General features: G+C 68.5%; 28 protein-coding genes. 14 read left to right on the top strand and 14 right to left on the bottom strand.

Annotated features, from left to right (window positions below; genetic code table 11):
* Complete coding sequence (locus CAP40_RS05275) at positions 1–417, top strand: response regulator transcription factor (protein WP_086128245.1); 417 nt, start codon at positions 1–3, stop codon at positions 415–417.
* A 127-nt stretch (positions 418–544) separates the two neighbouring features.
* The gene (locus CAP40_RS05270) at positions 545–1,081 is read left to right on the top strand and encodes a DUF4199 domain-containing protein (protein WP_086128244.1); all 537 of its coding nucleotides are present in this window, start codon (positions 545–547) and stop codon (positions 1,079–1,081) included.
* Between the two features lie 79 nt (positions 1,082–1,160).
* Here CAP40_RS05270 and hemA read toward each other — a convergent pair whose 3' ends face one another.
* Positions 1,161–2,402 (bottom strand): 5-aminolevulinate synthase, encoded by a 1,242-nt coding sequence (hemA, locus tag CAP40_RS05265; protein ID WP_086128243.1) that lies wholly within the window; start codon positions 2,400–2,402, stop codon positions 1,161–1,163.
* 234 nt (positions 2,403–2,636) lie between these two features.
* Here hemA and CAP40_RS20370 point away from each other — a divergent pair, with 234 nt between their 5' ends.
* Positions 2,637–2,807 (top strand): hypothetical protein, encoded by a 171-nt coding sequence (locus tag CAP40_RS20370; RefSeq protein WP_179187917.1) that lies wholly within the window; start codon positions 2,637–2,639, stop codon positions 2,805–2,807.
* Positions 2,808–2,998: 191 nt separating this feature from the next.
* Here CAP40_RS20370 and murI read toward each other — a convergent pair whose 3' ends face one another.
* Positions 2,999–3,796 (bottom strand): glutamate racemase, encoded by a 798-nt coding sequence (murI, locus tag CAP40_RS05260; RefSeq protein ID WP_086128242.1) that lies wholly within the window; start codon positions 3,794–3,796, stop codon positions 2,999–3,001.
* 137 nt (positions 3,797–3,933) lie between these two features.
* Here murI and plsY point away from each other — a divergent pair, with 137 nt between their 5' ends.
* From plsY to yghU, 4 genes are all read left to right on the top strand, one after another.
* Entirely contained in the window at positions 3,934–4,539 is a 606-nt protein-coding gene (gene plsY / locus CAP40_RS05255) for a glycerol-3-phosphate 1-O-acyltransferase PlsY (protein ID WP_256924021.1), read from the top strand.
* Entirely contained in the window at positions 4,532–5,617 is a 1,086-nt protein-coding gene (gene dprA / locus CAP40_RS05250; RefSeq protein WP_086128241.1) for a DNA-processing protein DprA, read from the top strand. Before plsY ends, dprA begins: the two co-directional genes overlap by 8 nt.
* Before the next feature lie 11 nt (positions 5,618–5,628).
* Positions 5,629–6,291 (top strand): glycerophosphoryl diester phosphodiesterase membrane domain-containing protein, encoded by a 663-nt coding sequence (locus CAP40_RS05245; protein WP_144034229.1) that lies wholly within the window; start codon positions 5,629–5,631, stop codon positions 6,289–6,291.
* 68 nt (positions 6,292–6,359) lie between these two features.
* Complete coding sequence (gene yghU / locus CAP40_RS05240; protein WP_086128239.1) at positions 6,360–7,253, top strand: glutathione-dependent disulfide-bond oxidoreductase; 894 nt, start codon at positions 6,360–6,362, stop codon at positions 7,251–7,253.
* Positions 7,254–7,298: 45 nt separating this feature from the next.
* Here yghU and CAP40_RS05235 read toward each other — a convergent pair whose 3' ends face one another.
* Positions 7,299–8,831, bottom strand: a complete 1,533-nt coding sequence (locus CAP40_RS05235; protein WP_179187915.1) for a DUF4403 family protein — start codon at positions 8,829–8,831, stop codon at positions 7,299–7,301.
* Between the two features lie 130 nt (positions 8,832–8,961).
* Between CAP40_RS05235 and topA the strand changes: the two genes are divergently transcribed.
* Both topA and CAP40_RS05225 read left to right on the top strand, forming a co-directional pair.
* Positions 8,962–11,502: a type I DNA topoisomerase gene (gene topA, locus CAP40_RS05230; RefSeq protein WP_086128237.1), complete on the top strand. Its 2,541-nt coding sequence runs from the start codon at positions 8,962–8,964 to the stop codon at positions 11,500–11,502.
* Positions 11,499–11,939: a GNAT family N-acetyltransferase gene (locus tag CAP40_RS05225; protein ID WP_086128236.1), complete on the top strand. Its 441-nt coding sequence runs from the start codon at positions 11,499–11,501 to the stop codon at positions 11,937–11,939. Before topA ends, CAP40_RS05225 begins: the two co-directional genes overlap by 4 nt.
* Positions 11,940–11,954: 15 nt before the next feature.
* Here CAP40_RS05225 and CAP40_RS05220 read toward each other — a convergent pair whose 3' ends face one another.
* Both CAP40_RS05220 and panC read right to left on the bottom strand, forming a co-directional pair.
* Positions 11,955–12,251, bottom strand: a complete 297-nt coding sequence (locus tag CAP40_RS05220; protein ID WP_086128235.1) for a hypothetical protein — start codon at positions 12,249–12,251, stop codon at positions 11,955–11,957.
* Positions 12,252–12,339: 88 nt separating this feature from the next.
* Positions 12,340–13,182 (bottom strand): pantoate--beta-alanine ligase, encoded by an 843-nt coding sequence (panC, locus tag CAP40_RS05215; protein WP_086128234.1) that lies wholly within the window; start codon positions 13,180–13,182, stop codon positions 12,340–12,342.
* 79 nt (positions 13,183–13,261) lie between these two features.
* On the opposite strand from panC, the gene CAP40_RS05210 reads away from it, so the two are divergent.
* The 5 genes from CAP40_RS05210 (at position 13,262) to CAP40_RS05190 (ending at position 17,027) form a co-directional block, all read left to right on the top strand.
* Complete coding sequence (locus tag CAP40_RS05210) at positions 13,262–14,056, top strand: division plane positioning ATPase MipZ (protein WP_086128233.1); 795 nt, start codon at positions 13,262–13,264, stop codon at positions 14,054–14,056.
* Positions 14,056–14,313 carry a J domain-containing protein gene (locus tag CAP40_RS05205; RefSeq protein WP_086128232.1) on the top strand — a complete coding sequence of 86 codons (258 nt, stop codon included), beginning with the start codon at positions 14,056–14,058 and terminating at the stop codon, positions 14,311–14,313. The genes CAP40_RS05210 and CAP40_RS05205 overlap by 1 nt, the downstream gene beginning before the upstream one ends.
* A gap of 123 nt (positions 14,314–14,436) precedes the next feature.
* Positions 14,437–15,825 carry a phosphoglucomutase/phosphomannomutase PgmG gene (pgmG, locus tag CAP40_RS05200; protein WP_086128231.1) on the top strand — a complete coding sequence of 463 codons (1,389 nt, stop codon included), beginning with the start codon at positions 14,437–14,439 and terminating at the stop codon, positions 15,823–15,825.
* Positions 15,825–16,205: a DUF1801 domain-containing protein gene (locus tag CAP40_RS05195; protein WP_086128230.1), complete on the top strand. Its 381-nt coding sequence runs from the start codon at positions 15,825–15,827 to the stop codon at positions 16,203–16,205. Before pgmG ends, CAP40_RS05195 begins: the two co-directional genes overlap by 1 nt.
* A 57-nt stretch (positions 16,206–16,262) precedes the next feature.
* Positions 16,263–17,027 carry an exonuclease domain-containing protein gene (locus CAP40_RS05190; protein WP_086128229.1) on the top strand — a complete coding sequence of 255 codons (765 nt, stop codon included), beginning with the start codon at positions 16,263–16,265 and terminating at the stop codon, positions 17,025–17,027.
* Here the strand turns inward: CAP40_RS05190 and CAP40_RS05185 are convergent, their stop codons facing one another.
* From CAP40_RS05185 to CAP40_RS05145, 9 genes are all read right to left on the bottom strand, one after another.
* Positions 17,028–17,504: a DUF1440 domain-containing protein gene (locus CAP40_RS05185; protein ID WP_086128228.1), complete on the bottom strand. Its 477-nt coding sequence runs from the start codon at positions 17,502–17,504 to the stop codon at positions 17,028–17,030.
* Positions 17,505–17,581: 77 nt separating this feature from the next.
* Complete coding sequence (locus tag CAP40_RS05180) at positions 17,582–18,505, bottom strand: TraB/GumN family protein (protein ID WP_086128227.1); 924 nt, start codon at positions 18,503–18,505, stop codon at positions 17,582–17,584.
* Between the two features lie 27 nt (positions 18,506–18,532).
* Positions 18,533–18,946 carry a hypothetical protein gene (locus tag CAP40_RS05175; RefSeq protein WP_086128226.1) on the bottom strand — a complete coding sequence of 138 codons (414 nt, stop codon included), beginning with the start codon at positions 18,944–18,946 and terminating at the stop codon, positions 18,533–18,535.
* Entirely contained in the window at positions 18,939–19,151 is a 213-nt protein-coding gene (locus CAP40_RS05170) for a helix-turn-helix transcriptional regulator (RefSeq protein WP_086128225.1), read from the bottom strand. Before CAP40_RS05170 ends, CAP40_RS05175 begins: the two co-directional genes overlap by 8 nt.
* Before the next feature lie 103 nt (positions 19,152–19,254).
* A complete protein-coding gene (locus tag CAP40_RS05165; RefSeq protein ID WP_086128224.1) occupies positions 19,255–20,472 on the bottom strand; it encodes an NAD(P)/FAD-dependent oxidoreductase in 1,218 nt (405 codons plus the stop codon).
* Complete coding sequence (gene fghA, locus CAP40_RS05160; protein ID WP_086128223.1) at positions 20,469–21,302, bottom strand: S-formylglutathione hydrolase; 834 nt, start codon at positions 21,300–21,302, stop codon at positions 20,469–20,471. Before fghA ends, CAP40_RS05165 begins: the two co-directional genes overlap by 4 nt.
* Positions 21,303–21,312: 10 nt before the next feature.
* Complete coding sequence (gene purU, locus CAP40_RS05155; RefSeq protein WP_373384836.1) at positions 21,313–22,182, bottom strand: formyltetrahydrofolate deformylase; 870 nt, start codon at positions 22,180–22,182, stop codon at positions 21,313–21,315.
* A gap of 4 nt (positions 22,183–22,186) precedes the next feature.
* Positions 22,187–22,543: a cupin domain-containing protein gene (locus tag CAP40_RS05150; protein WP_086128477.1), complete on the bottom strand. Its 357-nt coding sequence runs from the start codon at positions 22,541–22,543 to the stop codon at positions 22,187–22,189.
* Positions 22,540–22,923, bottom strand: a complete 384-nt coding sequence (locus tag CAP40_RS05145; protein WP_086128222.1) for a VOC family protein — start codon at positions 22,921–22,923, stop codon at positions 22,540–22,542. Before CAP40_RS05145 ends, CAP40_RS05150 begins: the two co-directional genes overlap by 4 nt.
* Between the last annotated feature and the right edge of the window lie 6 nt (positions 22,924–22,929).

Raw genomic sequence — 22,929 nt, 5'->3', positions numbered from 1 at the left:
ATGATGTGGAAGCGCATCGTCCTGTACGGCGCGCTTCTGGCGGCGGGCACGCTGCTGCTCGAATGGCTCGACTATCAGCGGCTCGTGCGCTCGCATATCGGCGACGTCTATATCTTCCTGATCGCCTGCGGCTTCCTGGCGCTGGGCCTGTTCCTGGGCATGAAGGGGATGGCACGGCCGGCCGCGCGCAGCTTCGACGGCAATCCGCAGGCCGTGGAGACGCTGGGACTTTCGCCACGCGAGCTGGAAGTGCTGGAGGAACTGCGCGCCGGCCGGTCGAACCAGGAGATCGCCGAGCGGCTGGGCGTTTCGCCGAACACCGTGAAGACGCATGTCGCGCGGCTGCTGGAGAAGCTCGGCGCCAAGCGTCGCGGAGACGCAGTGGCGCGGGCGCGGGAACTGGGGATCGTGAAATAACGTCCTCCCGGCAGGAGGGCCCCTGCCCCTCCCGTTCATTTCACGCAAATCATCCTTTCGGGCGATTGCGCCGCGGGCTTGCCCATGGCCTCTTCCGGGCGCAACCTGGAGCAAGGGGAGACGCGAAATGCTGCGCACCATCCTGGCATATGGCATGATCGGCGGGCTGATCGCCGGCGGCATGCTGTCCGTCGTCGTGCTGAACTTCGAAGGCGCCACCGGCCAATATGGCATGGCGATCGGCTATCTGATCATGCTGATCGGCCTGAGCACCATCTTCATCGCGATCAAGCGCCAGCGCGACGTGACGCAGGGCGGCGTGATCCGCTTCCTGCCCGCATTCGCGCTGGGGCTGGGCATCAGCCTGGTCGCGGGGATCGTCTATGCGCTGTGCTGGGATGTGGCGCTCCACCTGATCGGCATCGACGCGTTCATCGACAAGTTCGCCGGCGCGCAGCTCGAGGGACTGAGCGGCGATGCGCTGGCCCAGGCCAAGGCGGAGGTGGAAGGCTTCCGCGCCACCTATCACAATCCCCTGTTCCGGCTGCCGATGACCTTCGCGGAGATCTTCCCGGTGGGCGCGCTGGTGTCGCTGGTCTCGGCCGGATTGCTGCGCAACAGCCGCTTCCTGCCGGCACGGGACAGGGACGACGACGACGCCTAGGGTGGGAACCCGTGCAAGCCCTTGAACCAGATCCGCCCTCCCCGCCCTCGCAGGGAGGGCGCGCATCGGAGGAACAGCCTCAGGCCGCGCGGCGAAGCTCCAGCCGGCCCCAGATCTCGACCAGTGCGTCGACCAGATCGCGCATCATGGCCTCGTCATGCGCGGGGCCGGGCGTGAAGCGTAGCCGCTCGGTGCCACGCGGCACGGTGGGATAATTGATCGGCTGGACGTAGACGCCATATTCGGCGAGCAGGATGTCGCTGATCTTCTTGGCCTTGACCGGATCGCCGACCATCAGCGGCACGATATGCGTGGTCGACGGCATCACCGGCAGGCCCGCATCGGCCATCATCGCCTTCAGCTTCGCCGCGGCCGCCTGCTGGCCGTCGCGCTCGCCGGTGGAGCCCTTCAGATGCTTCACGCTGGCCAGCGCGCCGGCGACGAGCACGGGCGAGAGCGAGGTGGTGAAGATGAAGCCCGGCGCATAGCTGCGGATCACGTCGATGATCATCTGGTCGGCCGCGATATAGCCGCCCATCACGCCGAACGCCTTGCCGAGCGTGCCCTCGATGATCGTCAGCCGGTCCGCAACGCCGTCGCGCTCCGAAATGCCGCCGCCGCGCGGGCCGTACATGCCGACGGCATGGACCTCGTCGAGATAGGTCAGCGCGTTGTACTTGTCGGCCAGGTCGCAGATCGCGGCGATCGGGGCGATGTCGGCATCCATCGAATAGACGCTCTCGAAGGCGATCAGCTTGGGCACCGCGGGATCGTCCGCCGCGAGCAGTGCCTCGAGATGGGCCAGGTCGTTGTGGCGGAAGACGCGCTTCTCGCAGCCCGAATTGCGGATGCCGGCGATCATCGAGGCATGGTTGAGTTCGTCCGAATAGACGATGCAGCCGGGCAGGATCTTGGCGAGCGTCGAGAGCGTCGCTTCGTTGGAGACATAGCCGGACGTGAAGAGCAGCGCGCCCTGCTTGCCGTGGAGATCGGCGAGCTCATGCTCCAGCTCGATGTGATAATGGGTGTTGCCGCCGATGTTGCGCGTGCCGCCCGAGCCGGCGCCGACATCGTGCAGCGCCTCCTCCATCGCCGCGATCACCTTGGGATGCTGGCCCATCGCCAGATAGTCGTTCGAGCACCAGACGGTGATCGGCTTCGGGCCGTTATGGCCGGCGAAGCAGCGCGCGTTGGGGAACATGCCCTTGTTGCGCAGGATATCGATGAAGACGCGGTAGCGGCCCTCGGCGTGCAGCCGGTCGATCGCGGACGAGAAAACCCGGGAATAGTCGACGGGCGCGGGGCTGTCTGCGCTGTGCATGCAGCGTTCCTATCGCCAAAATCCGGCGATTTCCAGTTGGACATAATGCCTAATCGGAACGCCCCGTCCCTCCTTTGATCGAAAACAAAATGCCATTGGTCCGGAATCGATAGGGATTGCTGCGGGAACGGCGCGACTTGTGGTAAGCAGGAGATGTCGCGAGCGACTCGGCTATCGAGCAGACCCGCGGCTGAGAGACCCAGCGCGCCCCGCCTTGAACAGGAGCATCGGGCCATGACGGTCAGGGACATGGAATATTTCGCCAGACGCGAGCGCCAGGAGCGCGAGCATGCCGCACGCAGCGACGACATGATCGCGCGGCGCGTCCATCTGGAAATGGCCGATCGCTATTCGGCGCGGCTGCGCGACATCGCCGTCGTCGCCATTCCCTGCGTCCAGGCCTGACGGCCGGGTTCGGGACCCGGCATTCCGCCATCCGCCATCCTCGCGCAGGCGCGGATCGGGGGTGACCCGCGACAATCGAAGCAATCGCCCATGGGCACCGGAGATGCCAAACCGAGTTGCGTGACTCCCGCGTCTGGCCCTGGATCCCCGCCTGCGCGGGGATGACGAGGGAGAGGATGTGAATCCCCCGCCTAGAGCGATTCGATCTCGACCAGGCCGTACCGCGCCAGGGCCGGCGCGAGCATCTCGGTCCGCGCGCTGCGCGCCGTGAACACCGCCTTTCCCGGCACCGGCGCAGAGGGCCAGCCCTGTCCCTGGGTCAGATGCGCGACGCGCCGGGCGATGCCTGGGCCGCCATCGACGAAGCGCACGGGATGCGGCGCCGCGGCGGCGAGTTCGCCCTCGACCAGCGGGAAATGCGTGCAGGCATTGACGATCACGTCGATCCGTTCGCCCCCCGGCTGGCCGAACAGCCCGGCGAGCACGGCGCGCATCCGCGCCGGGATCGGGGGCACCCCTTCCAGCGCGGCCTCCGCGATCTCGACCAGCTCGGCGGAGCCGTGGCGCAACACCGTGCAATCGCCGGCGAAGCGCGCCGCGAGATCGTCGACATAGGGCTGGCGCACCGTCGCCTCGGTGCCCAGCACGCCGATCACCCGCGTCTCGCTGATCGCCGCGGCCGGCTTGATCGCCGGAACGGTGCCGACGATCGGCACGTCGAGCGCGGCACGGACATGCTGGAGCGCGATCGTGGACGCGGTGTTGCAGGCAATGACGATCAGGCGCGGATCATAGCGCTCGGCAAGGCGGCCGAGCAGGGCGGGCACGCGCGCGGCGATCTCGCCCTCGCTGCGGGTGCCATAGGGAAAGCCCGCCGAATCGGCGACATAGACGAGCGGCGCCTGCGGCAGCAGCGCCGCGCAGGGCGCAAGCACCGAGAGCCCGCCCATGCCGGAATCGAAGAACAGGAGGGACCGATCGTCGGACATCGCCGCGCGGCATGGGCCGGGCGCGGGGCAGCGTCAACCTCGCGCCGATGCAACCGGCCGATACATCCGATTGGGCGTCATCCGCGTCATTGCACCGTCCCCGCCAGCCACTATGTTGGCGGGCGCAGGGGGATGAATTGACGACCGACATTCCATGGCTCGCTCCCGCAGGGGTCTTGCTGCTCGGCTATCTGCTGGGCTCGATTCCGTTCGGGCTGCTGCTCACGCGCTTCTTCGGCGCCGGCGACCTGCGCCAGATCGGCTCGGGCAACATCGGCGCGACCAACGTGCTGCGCACCGGCCGCAAGGGGCTGGCGGCCGCGACTTTGCTGCTCGATCTCGCCAAGGGTGCCGCCGCGGTGTGGATCGCCGGCATGCTCGTGCCGGGCGGCGGCATATTGGGCGGGCTCGCCGCGTTCATCGGCCATTGCTATCCGGTGTGGCTGCGCTTCAACGGGGGCAAGGGCGTGGCGACCATGATGGGCGTGGTGCTCGCGCTCCACTGGCCCTCGGCGATCGTGTTCGCGGTGGTCTGGCTCGGGCTGCTGGCGATCCTGCGCATCTCCTCGCTCGCGGGGATGAGCGCGGCGATCAGCGCGCCGGTGAGCGCCGCCTTTTTCGGGCGGATCGAGCTGGTGCTGATGCTGCTCGCGCTGGCGATGATCGTGCTGTGGAAGCACCGCGCCAACATCGATCGCCTGCTGAACGGCACCGAGCCCCGCATCGGGAAGAAAAGTGGCTGACACGCGGGAGGCACGGCTAAGGCTGTTGCGCTCCGCCAATATCGGCCCCGTCACCTATGCCCAGTTGATCGCCCGCTTCGGCACCGCCGAGGCGGCGCTCGACGCGCTGCCGATGCTGGCCGCGCGTGGCGGCGGGCGGGCGCCGGTGATCGCGGATCCGGGCGCGGTGCGGCGCGAGATCGCGGCCGTCGAGCGGCTGGGCGCGCGCTACCTGTTCCTGGAGGATGCGGACTATCCTCCGCTCCTTGCCGAGCTGGAGAATGCGCCGCCCGCGCTGATCCTGCGGGGCCGGCCGGCGCTGCTCGCCCGCCCCACCGTCGCCATCGTCGGCGCCCGCAACGCCTCGGCCGCCGCCTGTCGCTTCGCCCGCCAGCTCGCGCTCGGGCTGGGCGAGGCCGGGGTGACGCTGGTCTCGGGGCTGGCACGGGGGATCGACACCGCCGCGCATGTCGGCTCGCTCGCCAGCGGCACGGTGGGTGTGATCGCGAGCGGGATCGACATCGCCTTCCCGCCCGAGAATCGCGAGCTGCAGGAGCGCGTGGCACGCGAAGGGCTGTTGCTGGCCGAGCAGCCGCCGGGCACCGAGCCGCTCGCCCGCTTCTTCCCTGCGCGCAACCGGATCATCGCCGGGCTCGCGCTCGGCACGGTGGTGGTGGAAGCGGCGCCGCGCTCCGGCTCGCTGATCACCGCCCGGATCGCCGCCGAGGCCGGGCGCGAAGTGATGGCGGTGCCCGGCTCGCCGCTCGACCCGCGGGCGCAGGGCTGCAACCTGCTGATCCGCGAGGGCGCGACCCTGGTGCAGGGCGTGGACGACATTCTGGAGATGGTCCGCCCGATCGACCCGCGGGCCGTGCGGGTGCCGGGCGCCGGCTGGCGCGGCCCGCCGCCCGAGGATGCGGGCGATGCGGATCGCCGCGCTGTGGCCGGGCTGCTCGGGCCGGTGCCGGTGGCGGCGGACGAGCTGATCCGGCAATCGGGGCTGGCGCCGGCGGTGGTGCAGACGGTGCTGCTCGAGCTGGAGCTGGCCGGGCGGCTGGAGCGGCATGCGGGCGGGCGGGTGAGCCTGGCGGCCCGGTGAAGGGGGGCGGAATGGAAGAATACGACACGGGCATGATCCTGCGGCGGACCGGCGAGATGGTCCGGCTCGCGCCCCGCGCCACGCTGATCTTCTGGCTGGCGCTGGCGCTCCCTACCACGGCACTGGCCGTGCTGCCCGGCGGCGGCGGCGACGCCCGCTTCGCCTTTGTCGGCGGGATCGTCAGCATCTTCGGCCAGTTCATCGTGAGCGGCCGGGTGGCGCGCCGCGCGGGATTGATGCAAGCCGACGACGTGCCCGGCCGCGCCGGCAGCTATGCGCTGCTGAGCATCGTCTCGGGCCTCGCCATTCTGCTCGGCATCTTCCTCCTCGTGCTGCCCGGGCTCTACCTGCTCGCGCGCTGGTCGATCGCCGTGCCGATCGTGATCGCGGAGGGCAAGGGAATGGGAGCGGCACTGGGCGCCAGCTGGACCCGTACGCGCGGCAGGGCCGTGCCGATCTGCCTCGCATTTCTGGTGGTCGGCACCGGCCTGGTCGTATCGGCGGTGCTCGATCTCTTCCTCATGCCGGAGTATGGCCCCGCCCCGCTGGTGCCGGCGCTCGCCAGCAATCTGCTTGCCTATGCCTCGACGGTGCTCACCTGGTTCCTGGCGATGGCGATCTATTCCTTCTCGGCCCGGGAAGCGGCGCCGCAACTCGAGCAGATCTTCGCCTGACCGGGGCTGGCAAGTCCCGCCGCGGTTCCTACATCGCCGGGGCAATCCTCCCCACAAGGAACCCCGACATGGCCGACGCCCAAGACCCCGCGAACAACCAGCCCGCCGGCTATGTCCCGCCCAGGGTGTGGACCTGGGAGCAGCCCAGCGGCGGCCAGTTCGCGAACATCAACCGGCCGGTCTCGGGCGCGACGCACGAAAAGCCGCTGCCAGTCGGCGCGCACCCGATCCAGCTCTATTCGCTCGGCACGCCCAATGGGCAGAAGGTTACGATCATGCTCGAGGAGCTGCTCGCCGCCGGCCATGCGGGCGCGGAATATGATGCGTGGAAGATCAACATCGGCGAGGGCGACCAGTTCGGCAGCGGCTTCGTCGAAATCAACCCCAACTCGAAGATCCCGGCGATGGTCGACCATTCGGTCGATCCCGCCATCCGCGTGTTCGAGAGCGGCGCGATCCTGGTCTATCTGGCCGAGAAGTTCGGCGCCTTCCTGCCCAGCGATCCGGCAAGGCGCGCGGCGACGATGAGCTGGCTGATGTGGCAGATGGGTTCGGCGCCGTTCCTGGGCGGCGGCTTCGGCCATTTCTTCGTCTATGCGCCCTACAAGGTCGAATATGCGATCAACCGCTATGCGATGGAAGTGAAGCGCCAGCTCCATGTGCTCGACACGCATCTGGCGGACAATCGCTACATGGTGGGCGACGACTATACCATCGCCGACATGGCGATCTGGCCCTGGTATGGCGGCGTCGCGCGCGGGGATGCCTATCCCGGCGCGGCCGAATTCCTGAACACCGCCGAATATGCGCACTTCAACCGCTGGGTCGCGGAAGTCGGTGCGCGCGAGGCCGTCCAGCGCGGCCGGCTGGTCAATCGCGGCACCGGGCCGGAGGACCAGCGCGTGCCGGAGCGGCATTCGGCGGCGGATATCGATGCGGTGCGGGCGAAGATGCCGGCGTAAGACACTCCCCTCCCTGGACGGGCGGGGAGCTGGGAACCTCCCCCGCTACCGCCCGACATACTCCACCCGCGCGGTGCCCGAGGCCCAGACGGGCAGATAGACCCCCTGCCCGGCGGCCTTGAGCTCGCCGGTACGCACGTCGGCGATGTCGGCGCGGATCACGAAGTCCCCGGCGCGCTTCTGGACGATGGCGCGGCGGACCTTGCCGAGCAGCTTGTCGAAATCATGCGTGAAATTCTGCGTCAGCGATTCGGCGAGCGTCTCGGCGATGGCCGGGCTCTGCACCAGCTTGACCAGCAGGTCGCCACCGATCCCGTCGGTCTGGCCCGAGACCGAAAGGTCCTTGAAGGCGACCTTCTGCGAGCCGGGCTGGTTGACCGGAATTGCCGTGAGCCAGACCAGGCCATGCGTCTCGGTCGCGCTGTTCTGCCGGCGGGCGGCGATCGCCAGGCCCACCGCGATGCGGCCGCCCGTGGTGCCATAGCCGGTCACCTTGTCGAACCGCGCGACCACCGGGCCGATGCCCGGCAGTTCGAACGGCCGCGTCGAGCGCTTGGCAAGCGCTTTCTGCAACACCGGCTCCAGCTGGGCATAGTCGGCGATCACCGGGATGAAGAAGGCAAGCTTCGCGCCATGCGCATCGCGACCGAGCGGCGGCAGCGGCGTGGGCGCGGGATCCTCGGGCCGCGGGCCGACGAACGTCTCGGTGAGCGCGGACAGGCCGAGGCGCAGGCGCAGGCGGTTCCCAGCCAGGCCATAGCCGCCATAGTTGAGCTTCTGCGGCGTGATCCGCATCCAGACCGGCGGGTTCTCGGCATTGAGCTGCAACGCGGTGAAGCTCTGCCGCCAGGCATCGGCGACGCGGGCGCGGACGTTGAGCTTGGCGATCTCGCGCGGCAGCGTGCGCTCCACATCGCGCACCACCGGGCGGAGCTTCTCGTCGGCCTTGTCGGTGAAGGTGATGCGGCGGCCGAGAAAATCGATCCCGGGCGGCGCCGTCCAGGCATAGGCCAGGCGGACGGTCGCCTGGGGCTGCCAGTTGGCGGTCATCGACAGGCGGACCCGGGCATGGACCATCGCCGATCCGGTCGCGGTCTTGCCCTTGAGGAAGCCGCCGACATGGCGCGCGGCGATATTGGCGCGGATCGGCACGTCGGCGATGATCTCGTCGCCCGCGCCGCGCAGCCGGATCGCCGAGCGGGTGACCGTGCCGACCACGGTGCAGCCGAGATCGGGCGTGACCTTGAGCTTCTTGCTGAACAGCTTCACCCGCTGCGCCGGCACGCAATTGTCGATCTGCTGGTCGATCGACCAGAGCGTGCGCGGCACCGCCCGTTCGAGCGCGCGGCTGAGGACGGAGACGTTCACGTCGAGCGGCACGTCGATCGCGGAAACCTGCCTCGGCACTTCGATCGCGTCGCTGGCGCGCGGCGGCGCCTCGGCCTTCACGTCGAGCGCGGCGCGGAGCCAGAGGAAGCCGGCGCCGCCGGCCGCCGCGAGCAGGGCCAGGATAGTTCCGAAGATCCACAGGCGCCGATGCGAGCGGCGCGACTGCGGCGGCACTGTCTCTTCGGGCAATATCCTGCTCCCCCTCGGCCTCGACGAGTGATACCCGCAAAACCGCTTCAGGTTCCAGATCAACCGGGTTGACGGCTCCCGTCTCCCCTCCCCACCTTACACGCGTACACGTGAGGAACGCCTACCCCCCATGCAGCTCGTCATCGTAGAATCGCCGGCCAAGGCGAAGACCATCGAGAAATATCTCGGCAAGGACTACCGCGTCCTCGCCTCCTACGGCCATGTCCGCGACTTGCCGGCGCGCGACGGCTCCGTCGACCCGGACGAAGGGTTCGCGATGGAATGGGAGACCTATGCCGACAAGTCGAAGCAGCTGAAGGCCATCGCCGACGAAGCGAAGAAGGCCGACCGGCTTATCCTCGCGACCGACCCCGATCGCGAGGGCGAGGCGATCAGCTGGCACGTGCAGGAAGTGCTCCGGAACAAGAAGGCGCTGCCCAGGGAAGTGGAGCGCGTCACCTTCAACGCGATCACCAAGCCGGCGATCCTGACCGCGATGGCGCAGCCGCGCGAGCTGGATACCGACCTGATCGACGCATACCGGGCCCGCCGCGCGCTGGACTATCTGGTGGGCTTCACCTTGTCGCCGGTGCTGTGGCGCAAGCTGCCCGGCGCCAAGTCGGCAGGCCGCGTCCAGTCGGTGGCGCTGCGCCTGATCGTCGAACGCGAGCGCGAGATCGAAGGCTTCCGCCCACAGGAATATTGGTCGGTCACCGCCGACATGGAGCAGGACGGCACGCCGTTCCAGGCGCGGCTGGTCAAGTACAAGGGTGACAAGCTCGACCGGCTTTCGATCGGCGACGGCAAGACCGCCGAGGCCGCGAAGAAGGCGGTCGAGGAAGGCCGCTTCACCGTGGTCTCGGTCGAGACCAAGCCGGCGATGCGCAACCCGCCGCCGCCCTTCACCACCTCGACGCTGCAGCAGGAAGCCGCGCGCAAGCTGGGCTTCTCGGCCAGCCACACCATGCGGATCGCGCAAGGTTTGTACGAAGATGGTGCGATCACCTACATGCGTACCGACGGCGTGCAGATGGACCCTGGCGCGATCCAGGAGGCCCGCAAGGCCGTCGCGACGCGCTATGACGGGTCGTACGTGCCCGACAAGCCGCGCGTCTACACCACCAAGGCGAAGAACGCCCAGGAAGCGCACGAGGCGATCCGCCCGACCGACTTCTCCAAGGATCGCGCCGGCTCGGGCGATCACGGCAAGCTGTACGACCTGATCTGGAAGCGCGCGCTGGCCAGCCAGATGGCCTCGGCCCGGATGGAGCGCACCACGATCGACCTGGAGGACGGCACCAGCCAGCACGGGCTGCGCGCCACCGGCCAGGTGGTGCTCTTCCCCGGCTATCTCGCGCTCTACGAGGAAGGCCGCGACGACGAAGGCGATGAGGATTCGCGCCGCCTGCCGCGGATGAGCGAAGGCGCGACTCCGGCGAAGAAGGCAGTCCATGCCGAGCAGCATTTCACCCAGCCGCCGCCCCGCTTCTCCGAAGCCTCGCTGGTCAAGCGGCTGGAAGAGCTGGGGATCGGCCGCCCGTCGACCTATGCCTCGATCATCCAGGTCCTGAAGGACCGCGCCTATGTCCGCGTCGAGAAGAACCGCTTCTTCGCCGAGGAAAGCGGCCGGCTGCTGACGGCGTTCCTCGAGCGCTTCTTCCAGAAATACGTCAACTACGACTTCACCGCCGAGCTGGAGGAGGAGCTGGACGACGTATCGGGCGGCCGCGCCCAGTGGCAGGCAGTGCTCGAGGCCTTCTGGAAGGACTTCAAGCCGCGCACGGCAGACGTGATGGAGCAGAAGCCGTCGGACATCACGGCCGCCCTGGACGAGTTCCTGGCGCCCTATCTGTTCCCGGAAAAGGCGGACGGCAGCGATCCGCGGCTGTGCCCCAATTGCGGCAACGGCAGGCTGGCGCTGCGCGGCGGCAAGTTCGGCGCGTTCATCGCCTGCTCCAACTATCCCGAATGCAAATATACCCGCCGCTTCGCCCAGCCGGGCGGGGAAGCGGGCGAGGACAGCGGGCCGGAAGTGCTCGGCCAGGATCCGGAAACGGGCCTCAACGTCGAGCGCAAGTCGGGCCGGTTCGGGCCGTACATCCAGCTCGGCGAGGGCAAGGAAGCGGCGCGCGCCTCGATCCCCAAGGACGTCGAGCTGGATCTCGAGCTGGCACTCAAGCTGCTCAAGCTGCCGCGCGTCATCGGCGACCATCCGGAGACCGGCAATCCGATCACTGCCTCGATCGGCCGCTATGGGCCGTATCTGGCCCATGACGGCAAGTACGCGCGGCTCGGCTCGACCATGGAAGTGTTCGAGACCGGCATGAACGCCGCGGTGGTCAAGCTGGCCGAAGCGGCGGCGAATTCGGGCCGTCCGGCCCGGGGCGCCGCGCGCGAGCCCCTCAAGCTGCTCGGCAAGCATCCGCGGACCGAGGCCGAGATCAAGCTGATGGACGGCCGCTACGGCGCCTATGTCACCGATGGCGAGACCAATGCCACGCTGCCCAAGTCGATCGACAAGGACCAGCTGACGCTCGAGGAAGCCGCCCAGCTGATCGACGCGCGCGCGGCGGCGGGCCCGGCCAAGGGCAAGGGCAAGAAGAAGGCCCCGGCCAAGAAGGCGCCCGCCAAGAAGGCGGCGCCCAAAAAGGCCGCGGCGAAGACGGGATGAAGCCGGGCATCCGCGCGTTCGGGGAGGCGGACCTGTCCGCCTGCCTGGCGTTGTTCGATGCCAATTGCCCGCGCTTCTTCGCCCCGAACGAACGCGCCGAGTTCATCGGCTATCTGCGCGCGCATGCCGGCGAGTACCGGTTGTGCGAGCGCGATGGCCGGGTGGTCGCGGCATTCGGAGTCGCGCTGCACGGCGCACGGGCGCGGCTGAACTGGATCATGGTCGATCCCGCGGCGCAGGGATCGGGAGCCGGCGGGGCGATGATCGCCGCGACGATGGCGGCGGCCAGGGCAGGCGGCGCCCATATGATCGACATCGCGGCCAGTCATCTGTCGGAGCCCTTCTTCGCGCGGCACGGCGCGCGGTCGCGCGGCCGGATCGCCGATGGCTGGGGCCCCGGAATGCACCGGGTCGATATGGAACTCAGCCTCGATTGAGGCGAGGCCGGCGGATCAGGCCGCCCGCACCTCGAAACCGCGGAGCCAGGCCCGTGCGGCCTTCTGTGCTTCGATGATCTCGCGCGCGGTCATGTCCTCGGCGATCTCGGCACGGCATTCCTGCGCGCGAGCGTCGCCAGTAACCGCGGCGATGTTGAACCATTTATGCGCCTCGATCAGATCGACGCCGATACCGTCCGCGCCGCTCGAATAGACCATCCCCAGATCGTAGCACGCATTGGCATCGCCCCGGGCCGCATCGCGCAGCCGGCTCTCGATAAGGAAACGCGCACTCTTCAGGCTGCTGCCCATGTCGCTTACCCCTTTCCACCCTTTCGTGGTGGATGGGGTTTGGCACTCGAATCCAAAACAAATGGTTAACGGCGTTAACCGTAATTGTTCAGGGTATCGCGATGTTGTCGATCAGCCGGGTGGCCCCGATCCGGGCGGCGGCGAGCAGGCGCAGCGGCCGGTCGGTGGAATAGGCGGCCACGGGCGCCAGCGTAGCGGCATCGGCGAGCGCGACATAGTCGATCTCGAAGCCTGCCGCGGCCAGCGTCTCGCGCGCCTGGGCAAGCGCCGCCTCGACGTCGCCGCCCTCCACGATCGCCTTGCCCGCCGCGCCGAGCGCGCGGGGCAGCGCCACGGCCTTGGCGCGCTCCTCGGGCATCAGATAGGCATTGCGCGACGACAGGGCCAGGCCATCATCGTCGCGCTGGGTCAGCACCGACTGGATCTCGACCGGCAGGTCGAGGTCCATGGTCATGCGGCGGATCACGGCGAGCTGCTGCCAGTCCTTCTCGCCGAAGAACGCGATGTCGGGCTGGGCCTGGCCGAACAGCTTGGCGACCACCGTCGCCACGCCGTCGAAATGGCCCGGCCGGTGCGCGCCCTCGAGCACTTCGCTCACGCCCGAGACCGAGACGTTGGTCGCAAAGCCTTCGGGATAGACCAGCTCCACCGGCGGCATCCACAGCAGGTCCACCCCCGCGCCCGAGAGCATGCGCGAATCCGCGGCTTCCTTGCGGGGATATTTGGCGAGATCCTCACCCGGGCCGAACTGCTTCGGGTTCACGAAGATCGAGACGACGACGCGGTTCGCGGCGCGCCTGGCGGCATCGACCAGCGCCATGTGCCCGTCATGCAGCGCCCCCATGGTGGGGACGAGGGCGATGCGCTCGCCTGCCTGGCGCCAGGCGGCGATCGCCTCGCGAAGGGCTTCGAGCTGACGGACTGTTTGCACGCGTTAACACTTTCGATAAGACGGAGGCGCGGCCTTCTATGGGGGGCGGGCCGATCGATCAATAAAGGATGTTGAGACGTTGAGCGAAGGATCGAAGCGGCTGCACGTTCTCGTATTCGCGAACGAGAAGGGCGGCACCGGAAAATCCACCACGGCGGTCCACACCGCCATCGCGCTCGCGTCGAAGGGCGCGCGCGTCGCCTGCTTCGATCTCGACCATCGGCAGCGCACCATGGGCCGCTATCTCGACAATCGCGGCGCGACGATGAAGCGCATGGGCCGCGAGCTGCCGATGCCGGTCTACGACACGCATGACGGCGAGAGCATGGCCTATTTCTCCGAGGCGCTCGACCGGCTGGGCACGGGCGCGGACTTCCTGGTGATCGACACGCCGGGCCGCGACGACAAGTTCGCCCGCATCGCCGTCACCAATGCCGACACGCTGGTCACCCCGATGAACGACAGCTTCGTCGATTTCGACCTGATCGGCCAGGTCGACCCCGATACCTTCAAGGTCGTCCGCCCCAGCTTCTATTCCGAGCTGATCTGGGAATCGCGCAAGCGCCGCGCCAAGGCCGACGGCGAGACGATCGACTGGGTGGTGCTGCGCAACCGCATGCAGCACATCGAGGCGCGCAACATGAAGCGCGTGTCGGAGGCGATCGACCAGCTTTCGAAGCGCGTCGGCTTCCGCGTGATCTCGGGGCTTTCTGAGCGCGTGATCTATCGCGAGCTGTTCCCCCAGGGGCTGACCATGCTCGACAGCCGCGAATTCGGCGAGATGGGCCTGGCGCACGTCGCCGCGCGACAGGAACTGCGCGAGATGATGGCCGGGCTCGCGCTTCCCGAAGTCACCATGCCGCTGTTCGCCTGATGGCGAAGCTGATCATCGCGGCGCTGGTCCTCTACGCGCTGTACCTGCTCGTGCTGAAGCCGCGCTCCAAGGGGCCGCGCATGCCCGAGGAAGAGGCGCGCGCGATCCTGGGCGTGGCCGCCGATGCCGATGACGAGGCAATCCGCTCGGCACATCGCCGGCTCGTCTCGGCGGTGCATCCGGACAAGGGCGGCTCGGCCGAGCTGACCCGGCGGATCAATTCGGCGCGCGACACGCTGCTGCGGCATGGCCGCTGAGCCCTCGTCCCCATAGCGCAAGCTTCGCAGACTTCCGCACCGCGAATCGCTTCGCCCCAAGCCGGATTGAACTTTCCCCGATATTCGCGAATTAGGCCGCCAGAGATTCCCCCGGGAGGCATCATGACGCATCGCTTCGACCCCACTTCGCTGCGCGAGTACGACATTCGCGGGATCGTGGGGCAGACCCTCGGCCCGGACGACGCCCGCGCGATCGGCCGCGGCTTCGCGACGCTGCTGCGCCGCGCCGGCGGCACCCGCGTGGCCGTGGGGCGCGACGGCCGCCTCTCCTCGCCCGCGCTCGAGGAAGCACTGATCGACGGGCTCACCAGGTCGGGCTGCTCGGTGGTGCGCACCGGCATGGGCCCGACGCCGATGCTATATTATGCCGAGGCCACGCTGGAGGTGGATGGCGGCATCCAGATAACCGGCAGCCACAATCCCGGCCATTACAACGGCTTCAAGATGGTGTTTCAGCACGCCAGCTTCTTCGGCGAGCAGATCCAGCTGCTCGGCCGGATGGCGGCGCAAGGCGATTGGGACGAAGGCGACGGCAGCGAGACCGTGACCGACGCCGATGTCGAGGACCTGTATGTCGGCCGGCTGATCGCGGGCTATGCCGGCGGCGCCTATCGCATCGGATGGGATTCGGGCAATGGCGCCGCCGGCCCGGTGATCGAGAAGCTGGTGAAGCTGCTCCCTGGTGAGCACCACACGCTGTTCACCGATGTGGACGGCAATTTCCCCAATCATCATCCCGATCCCACCGACGAGAAGAACCTCGCCGATCTGAAGCGGCTCGTCGCGGAGAAGCAGCTCGATTTCGGACTTGCCTTCGACGGCGATGGCGACCGGCTGGGCGCGATCGACGGGCAGGGCCGCGTGATCTGGGGCGATCAGCTTCTGTCCATATTGGCGGAACCCGTCCTGCGCGTGGAGCCGGGCGCGACGATCATCGCCGATGTGAAGGCATCGCAGATGCTGTTCGACCGAATCGCCGAGCTGGGCGGCAAGCCGCTGATGTGGAAGACCGGGCACAGCCTGGTGAAGACCAAGATGAAGGAAACCCATGCGCCGCTGGCCGGCGAGATGAGCGGCCACATCTTCTTCGCCCAGGACTATTACGGGTTCGACGACGCCCAGTACGCGGCGATCCGGCTGATCCAGGCGATCCATGTGATCGGCAAGTCGCTGACCGAGCTGAGGGACGCGATGCCCCGGCTGGTCAACACGCCCGAGATGCGCTTCCAGGTGGACGAGAGCCGCAAGTTCGCGGTGGTGGACGAGGTCCTGGACCGGCTCGAGGCCGATGGCGCCGATGTCGACCGCACCGACGGCGCCCGGGTGAGCACCGCCGATGGCTGGTGGCTGCTGCGCGCCTCGAACACGCAGGACGTGCTGGTCGCTCGCGCCGAGGCCCGGGACCAGGCCGGGCTCGACCGGCTGCTCGCCCAGATCGACGACCAGCTGGCGAAGAGCGGGCTCGTGCGCGGGGAGACGGTGGGGCATTGATGGCGGCCGGATCGGTTCCCGAATTCCTCGATACGCTCGATCCCGCGCATCGCGCCGCCGTCGAAGCGCTGCGTGCGCTGGTCGCCGAGGCGGCGCCCGGGCTGGTCGAGGAATTGAAGTGGAATGCGCCGAGCTTCCGCGACGCCCAGGATCACAAGGTGACGCTCGGCATCGATCGCAAGGGCGGCATCCGGATCGTCCTGCATCGCGGGGCCACGGCGAAGGCGATGGCGGGCTTCCGGTTCGAGGATCCCGCCGGCCTCGCGCAATGGCCGGCGCCGGACCGCGGCGTGATCCAGCTGCGCGACGCGGAGGACGTCATCGCGCATGCCGATGCACTGCGCGACATCGTTCGCCGCTGGATCGCCGCCACCGCCTGATCGGCCCTCGCGGCGATTCGACTCGCAATTCCGTCGCTCAGCCCCCATTTGGGGGTCATGGCGTCATCCCACCCGCCCATCATCCGTGTCATCGATCTCGAAACCACCGGCGACAAGCCGCCGGCCCATGCCGTGTGCGAAATCGGCTGGCAGGACGTCGCGATGGGCAAGGACGGGCGTTGGGAGCTCCATGGCGAAGGCGGCAACCGGCTCGTCAATCCCGGCCGGCCGATCCCGCCGCTCACCATGGCGATCCACCATATCCGCGACGAGGACGTCGCCGACGCGCCCTGGTGGCACGACGTCGCGCGGCCGATCCTCGATCCCTGGCCGCGCCGCGTGGCGCTGGCGGCGCACCGGGCGAGCTTCGAGGAGCAATATTGCACCCCGGCCCTTACCCGGGGCGCCGACTGGATCTGCACCTGGAAATGCGCGCTCCGGCTGTGGCCGGACAGCGGCGGCTTCTCGAACCAGTTCCTGCGCTATTGGCGCAATCCCGAGGGGCTGGTGCACGAACGCGGCCTGCCCGCCCACCGCGCCTTTCCCGACGCCTATGTCACCGCGCACCATCTGCGCGACATGCTGAACGAGGTCGGCGTCGCGCAGCTGGTCGAATGGTCCAAGTCGCCGGGCCTGCTGCCGCGCGTCCGCTTCGGGCCGGATCGCGGCAAGGAGTGGAGCGAGATCGACGACGATTCGCTCGCCGTCTTCCTGAACGATCGCGACGAGGACGTGCGCTTCACGGCGCAGACCGAACTGGCGCGCCGTCGCGGCGGGGCGCCCACGGGGCGCGACGCGCCGGCACAGCGGCTGCTGTTCTGATCAGCGCCTGCCGGCGATCAGCCACCGCACCCCTTCGAGAACGATGCCATAGACCAGGTGCGAGGCCGCGCCATAGGCATGCTGGGCAAGCGGCGTATCCTCCGGCCCTGGAGCCAGGCCGGCGGCGGGCACGATGGCTTCGTCGAGCAGCGCGCTGGTCGCGATGCCATAGGCGCCGCCGAAACCCGCGCTCGCCTCCGGCTTGTACTCGGTGATGACGCCGTAGATGCCGCCGAGCACGGCGCCGGTGATGTAATGGACGGCCAGCCCGGCCTGCTCGCGCAAGGGCTCGGGCACCGGCGCGCCGGTCAGCGCCTCGCTCGCCTGGTCGGCGGCCTTCACCGTTGCTGGGTCCCCGCCTTCATCCTCGGGCAGCAGTTTCCCGGCCTGGTGCTGGAAAGCGGCCATCGCCGCGGAAGCGACGAGCCCCGCGGCGACACCGGCGAGAAGACCGAGAAACGGGCGGGGCTTTGCCATCGGGAACTCCGGGACAGGGATGGGCTCGATGCGCCCATCCCTGCCCGGCTCCCGGCGTCACATCAATATCGGGGCAATCAATATTGGATGCGCTCGGCCTTGAGATTGTGCTTGGCGAGATAGGCCTGGACGCTGTCGGCACCGGCCAGGTGCCCCGCGCCTACCGCGATGAACACGGTGCCCGGCTTGGCCATGCGCGCATCGATCCACTCCGCCCAGCGGGCATTGCGATCGGAAAGCAGCACCTTGCCCACTTCCGGCGTCTTGCGCATCTCTTCGTTCAGCGTCACGCCGAGCGCATCGGGATCGCCGGCGCTCCACTGCGCGACCATCTTGTCGAGCTGCGGACCGATCTTGTCGAACTCCTTGACCGTATTGGCCAGGAACTTGACCTGCAGGCCCTCCGGCAGCGTGTCGAAGAAGCCGATCTGCTGCTCGAAGGTCTCGAGCCCTTCCAGCCGCTTGTTGGCCGACTTGGCGGCGGCGGTGACGGTCACCTCCACGCCGCTGGAAGGATCATAGCCCAGCTTGGCCAGCGGCAGCATGCTGAGCATCATCGCCGCATACCAGGGCTCGAAACGGTCCAGCGCGGTGGCCGGCATGCCGAGGCTGGTCAGCGCGCCCGCGAGCGCGGGCCGGGCGTCCTCGGGCAGCTTGGCGGTGAGCGCAGGATCGGCCTGCGGCGCCACCGCGGCCTTCATGATCACCCCCTGCATCACCGCGGGCTCGGGCATCACCATCTCGAGCACCACCGTGTCGCTCTTGTCGAACGCCGCCTTCACCGCCTTGTCGAACCAGCTGAGGCCGGGCTTGAGCACATGGACGGTGCCGAACAGATAGATGGTGGTATCGGCATCCTTGACCACCCAGAGCGCCGGATCGGCTTCCTTGGCGGCCGGTGCCGCGGCCGCCTTCGGCGCGGCCTGGGCATAGGCGACCGCCGGCAGCGTGGCGAGGGCAGTGAAGCCCGCCAGGACGGTGAGCAACTTCTTCTTCAACATCGCGGGATCACTCCAGTTGCGCGGCCCTCAGGGCCGAAGTTTCTTCCAGAAATAGACGGCGCTCATGACAATCAGCGTCGCCACGAAGACGATTTCGTGATCGGGCTCGCGAACCAGGCCGCCCTTCCACAGGAAAAACCAGGCGGGATAGAAGATCGCGTAGAAATTGATCGCGATCGTGCCCGCGATCAGATTGTCCCGCCGCTCCACCTCGTCGATATCGCGGTAGAAATACCAGGTGCCGCCGCCCAGGACGGCGACGAAGGTCACGGTGATCGCGATCGCCCAGATCGCGGGCAGGCTGCCCGACGGGCTGTTCTGGATCGCGACGAGGGTGCCGCCGATCACGGCGCCGAGCAGCATGAAGCCCGACATCATCAGCCAGAAACGATTGCGGCGCGCCACCTCGGCACGTTCGCCGGGCCCCGCCCGCTCAGTCATCCCCGCCTCCCGACTCGCCATCGAAAAATATCTCCTCGATGGGCATGCCGAACAGGCGCGCGATCTTGAACGCGAGCGGCAGCGACGGATCGTGCTTGCCCGTCTCGATCGCGTTCACGGCCTGGCGCGACACGCCGAGCCGACCGCCAAGCTCCGCCTGGCTCCAGTCGCGTTCGGCGCGCAGCACTTTCAGCCGGTTTCGCATCCGTTGTTCGGCATGTCCCCATGACCTGACACCTTGTCAGGTACACCTTACATAGCGAGTCGCGCGCAATTGTCAACAAGACCTGACATAATGTCAGGCTCGGCTAGCTTGCGATTTCCTTGATCGGAACGGATGCGTCGGCGATCGCCGCCGGATCGACGGCGAGCCCCTCCACCACCAGCCTGCGGCCCTGGACATAGTCCCTGACCGCGTTGACGCAGTCGAGGGCAATCACCCGGCCCTGCCGATAATAGACCAGCGAGAAGCTGCGCGTGGAGGGATCGCCGCGGACCACCACGGTGTCATGCCCGGCCGAGATGCCGACGGTCTGGAGCTTGAGGTCGTACTGGTTGGACCAGAACCAGGGCACGGCGTCGTAGCTCGCCTCGACGCCGCAGATCGTCTTCGCGGCGACGGTCGCCTGGTCGTTGGCGTTCTGGACCGATTCGAGGCGGACCGCCATGTCGCCGGCATAGCGGTTCACGTGCAGCGCGCAGTCGCCGATCGCGAAGACGTCCGCCAGGCTGGTGCGGGACTGGGCATCGACGAGCACGCCGTTGCCGCCGACCGCCCCGGCCGCGAGCAGCGGCTCGACGGCGGGCAGGATGCCGATGCCGACAATGGCCATGTCGGCGGGGATCGCTTCGCCATCCGCCAGGCGGACGCCGGTGACCCGGTCCTCGCCCTCGATCGCCGCGACCTGCGCGCCGAGCCGGATCTCGACGCCATGGGCGCGATGCTCGGCCTCGAAGAAATGCGACAGCGGCGCACCGGCGACACGGGCCAGGACCCGGTCCAGCGCCTCGATCACGGTCACCTGCTTGCCGAGCTTGGCGAGGACGGCCGCCGCCTCCAGCCCGATATAGCCGCCGCCGACCACCGCGACGCGGGAAACGCCGTCCAGCTCGCCCATCATCCGGTCGACATCGGCGCGGGTGCGCACGGTGTGGATGCCGGCAAGGTCATGGCCGTCACAGGCCAGGCGGCGCGGCTTGCCGCCGGTCGCCCAGATCAACCGGCCATATCCGATCGCCTCGCCATCGGCGGTGACGGCATGCGCGACGGGATCGACCGCGGTGACGGTGCGGCCGGGGAGCAGCGTCACCTGGCGCTCTTCCCAAAAGGCAGCGTTGCGGATCAGCAGCCGCTCGAAGGGCTTCTCGCCGGAGAGATATTCCTTCGAGAGCGGCGGGCGCTCATAGGGCAGTTCGGGCTCGTCGCCGAGCAGCGCGATGCTGCCTTCGAACTTGTTCTGGCGAAGCGCGATCGCCGCCTGGGCGCCGCCATGGCCGGCGCCGACGATGAGGACGTCGTATCTCATGCGTGCAGCCGCTCCGCGTGCCAGGCGACATGCGCGCCGAGAAAGGTGGAGACGAAATAATAACTGTGGTCATAGCCCGGCTGGAGCCGCTGGGTCAGCGCGATGCCCGCCCGGCGACAGGCGGCCTCCAGCAGTTCGGGCTTGAGCTGGGTGTCGAGGAACGGATCGCCGGCGCCGGTATCGACCAGCAGTTCGGGCAGGCGCGCGCCGTCCTCGATCAGCGCGACGGCGTCATGGGCGCGCCACGCCGCCCGATCCGTGCCGAGATATCCGCCCAGCGCCTTCTCGCCCCAGGGCACCCGGCTCGGCGCCGCGATCGGCGAGAAGGCCGAGACCGAGCGGAAGCGCTCCGGATGGCGCAGGCCGATGGTGAGCGCGCCATGCCCGCCCATCGAATGGCCGGTAATGCCCTGGCGGCCCATGTCCGCCGGGAATTCCGCCCCGACCAGCGCCGGCAGTTCCTGCTCGACATAGCTGCGCATCCGGAACTGCGCCGCCCAGGGCGCTTCGGTCGCGTCGAGATAGAAGCCGGCGCCCTGGCCGAAATCATAGGCCTCGTCATCGGGCACGCCCGGGCCGCGCGGCGAGGTGTCGGGCGCGACCAGGATCACGCCGTGCCGGGCGCATGCCGCCCGATACTCGCCCTTCTCGGTGACATTGGCATGGGTGCAGGTCAGCCCGGACAGGAACCACAGCACCGGCAGCTTCGCGCCCGGCGCATGCTCGGGCACGAAGGCGGAGAAGGTCATGTCGGTGCCCGTGGCGGACGAGGCGTGGCGATAGACGCCCTGCATGCCGCCCTGGGACTTGTTGGAGGAAAGCAGTTCCATGGGCGGCCCTTCAGCGGAAGACGATGGTGCGATTGCCGTTGCGGAAGACCCGGCGGGCGCCGATCCACTGCACCGCGCGGGCGAGCACCTGCGCCTCGATGTCGCGGCCGATGCGGATCATGTCGTCGACCGAGGCACGGTGGTCGACCCGCTCGACCGCCTGCTCGATGATCGGCCCCTCGTCGAGGTCGCCGGTGACGAAATGCGCGGTGGCGCCGATCAGCTTCACGCCGCGCGCATGCGCCCGGTGATAGGGCCTGGCGCCCTTGAACCCTGGCAGGAAGCTGTGATGGATGTTGATGCATCGCCCCGCCAGCCGATCGGCAAGCGCGGGCGACAGGATCTGCATGTAGCGCGCGAGGATCAGATAGTCCGCATCGGCGCGGTCGAACTCGGCGAGCAGCGCCGCCTCCTGCGATGCCTTGTCCTCGGGCAGCAGGACGAAGGGCAGGCCATGCCATTCGGTGAGGTCGCGCAGCGTGTCGTGGTTCGAGACCACGCCCGCGATCTCGACGCCCAGGCCGCCGGTCTTCCAGCGGTGGAGCAGGTCGTTGAGGCAGTGCGAGCCCCGCGACACCGCGATCAGGATGCGCGGGAACCTGTTGCTCTCCGCCATCGCCCAGTCGAAGCCGAAACGCTCCGCCACGGGTGCGAAATCCGCGCGCAGCACCGCGGTCTCGAAGGGCGCCCCCACCGCCTTGAACTCGACGCGCATGAAGAAGCGGCCCGAATCGAGATCGGCATATTGCTGGCTGTCGAGAATGAAGCCGTCGCGCGCGGCGAGGAATCCGCTCACCGCCGCGACGATGCCCGGCCGGTCCTCGCAATCCAGGGTCAGGATCCAGGCCGGCGCGGTCATGCGCGGCGGGCCGGCTGCCATGGCATCACAGCGCCTCCACCTGCGTCGCCGTGGCCGCATCGCCGGTATTGGGGGTGCCCATGGGCTCGATCACGATGAGCTTCACTTCGCCCCGCCGCGCGACCGGCCGATGCTCGACGCCGCGCGGCACGACGAAGATCTCGCCCGGATGGAGCGTCACCGTGCGATCGCGCAGCTCGATGTCGAGCACGCCTTCGAGCACCAGGAAGAAATCATCGGTCTCGGGATGGCTGTGCCAGACGAACTCGCCCTCCACCTTCACGATGCGGATGTCGTTGTCGTTGTAGCGCGCGACGATGCGCGGCGCCCAATGCTCGGAGAAGCCGGCGAACTTCTCCGCCAGGTTGACGACTTCGCTCATGCCGGCACGCGCCACAGCCCGCACAGCTTGTTGCCGTCGGGATCGCGGAGATAGGCGAGGTGCATCTTGCCGAAGGGCAGTTCGCGCAGGCCGGGCGGATCCTCGATCGACGTGCCGCCCGCGGCGACGCCGGCATCGTGCCAGGCCACGACCTGCTCGGGGCCGTCCATCGCGAAGCCGATCGTGCCGCCATTGGCATGGCAGGCGGGATCGCCGTCGAGCGGCATGGAGACCATGAAGATCCCGCCCTTGTGTAGGTAGATCAGCCGGCCCTTGTCGTCGGCCATCGCCGGCTTGCCGCCGACCGCGCCGAACAGCGCGTCGTAAAAGGCCCGCGAACGGGCGAGATCGTTGCTGCCGAGCATGACGTGGCTGAACATGGCGCT

This window comes from Sphingomonas sp. IBVSS2 (genome assembly GCF_002127225.1).
Lineage (GTDB): Bacteria > Pseudomonadota > Alphaproteobacteria > Sphingomonadales > Sphingomonadaceae > Sphingomonas.
Note: the sequence above shows the minus strand (reverse complement) of the source record. Positions and strands in the feature narration are given on the sequence as shown.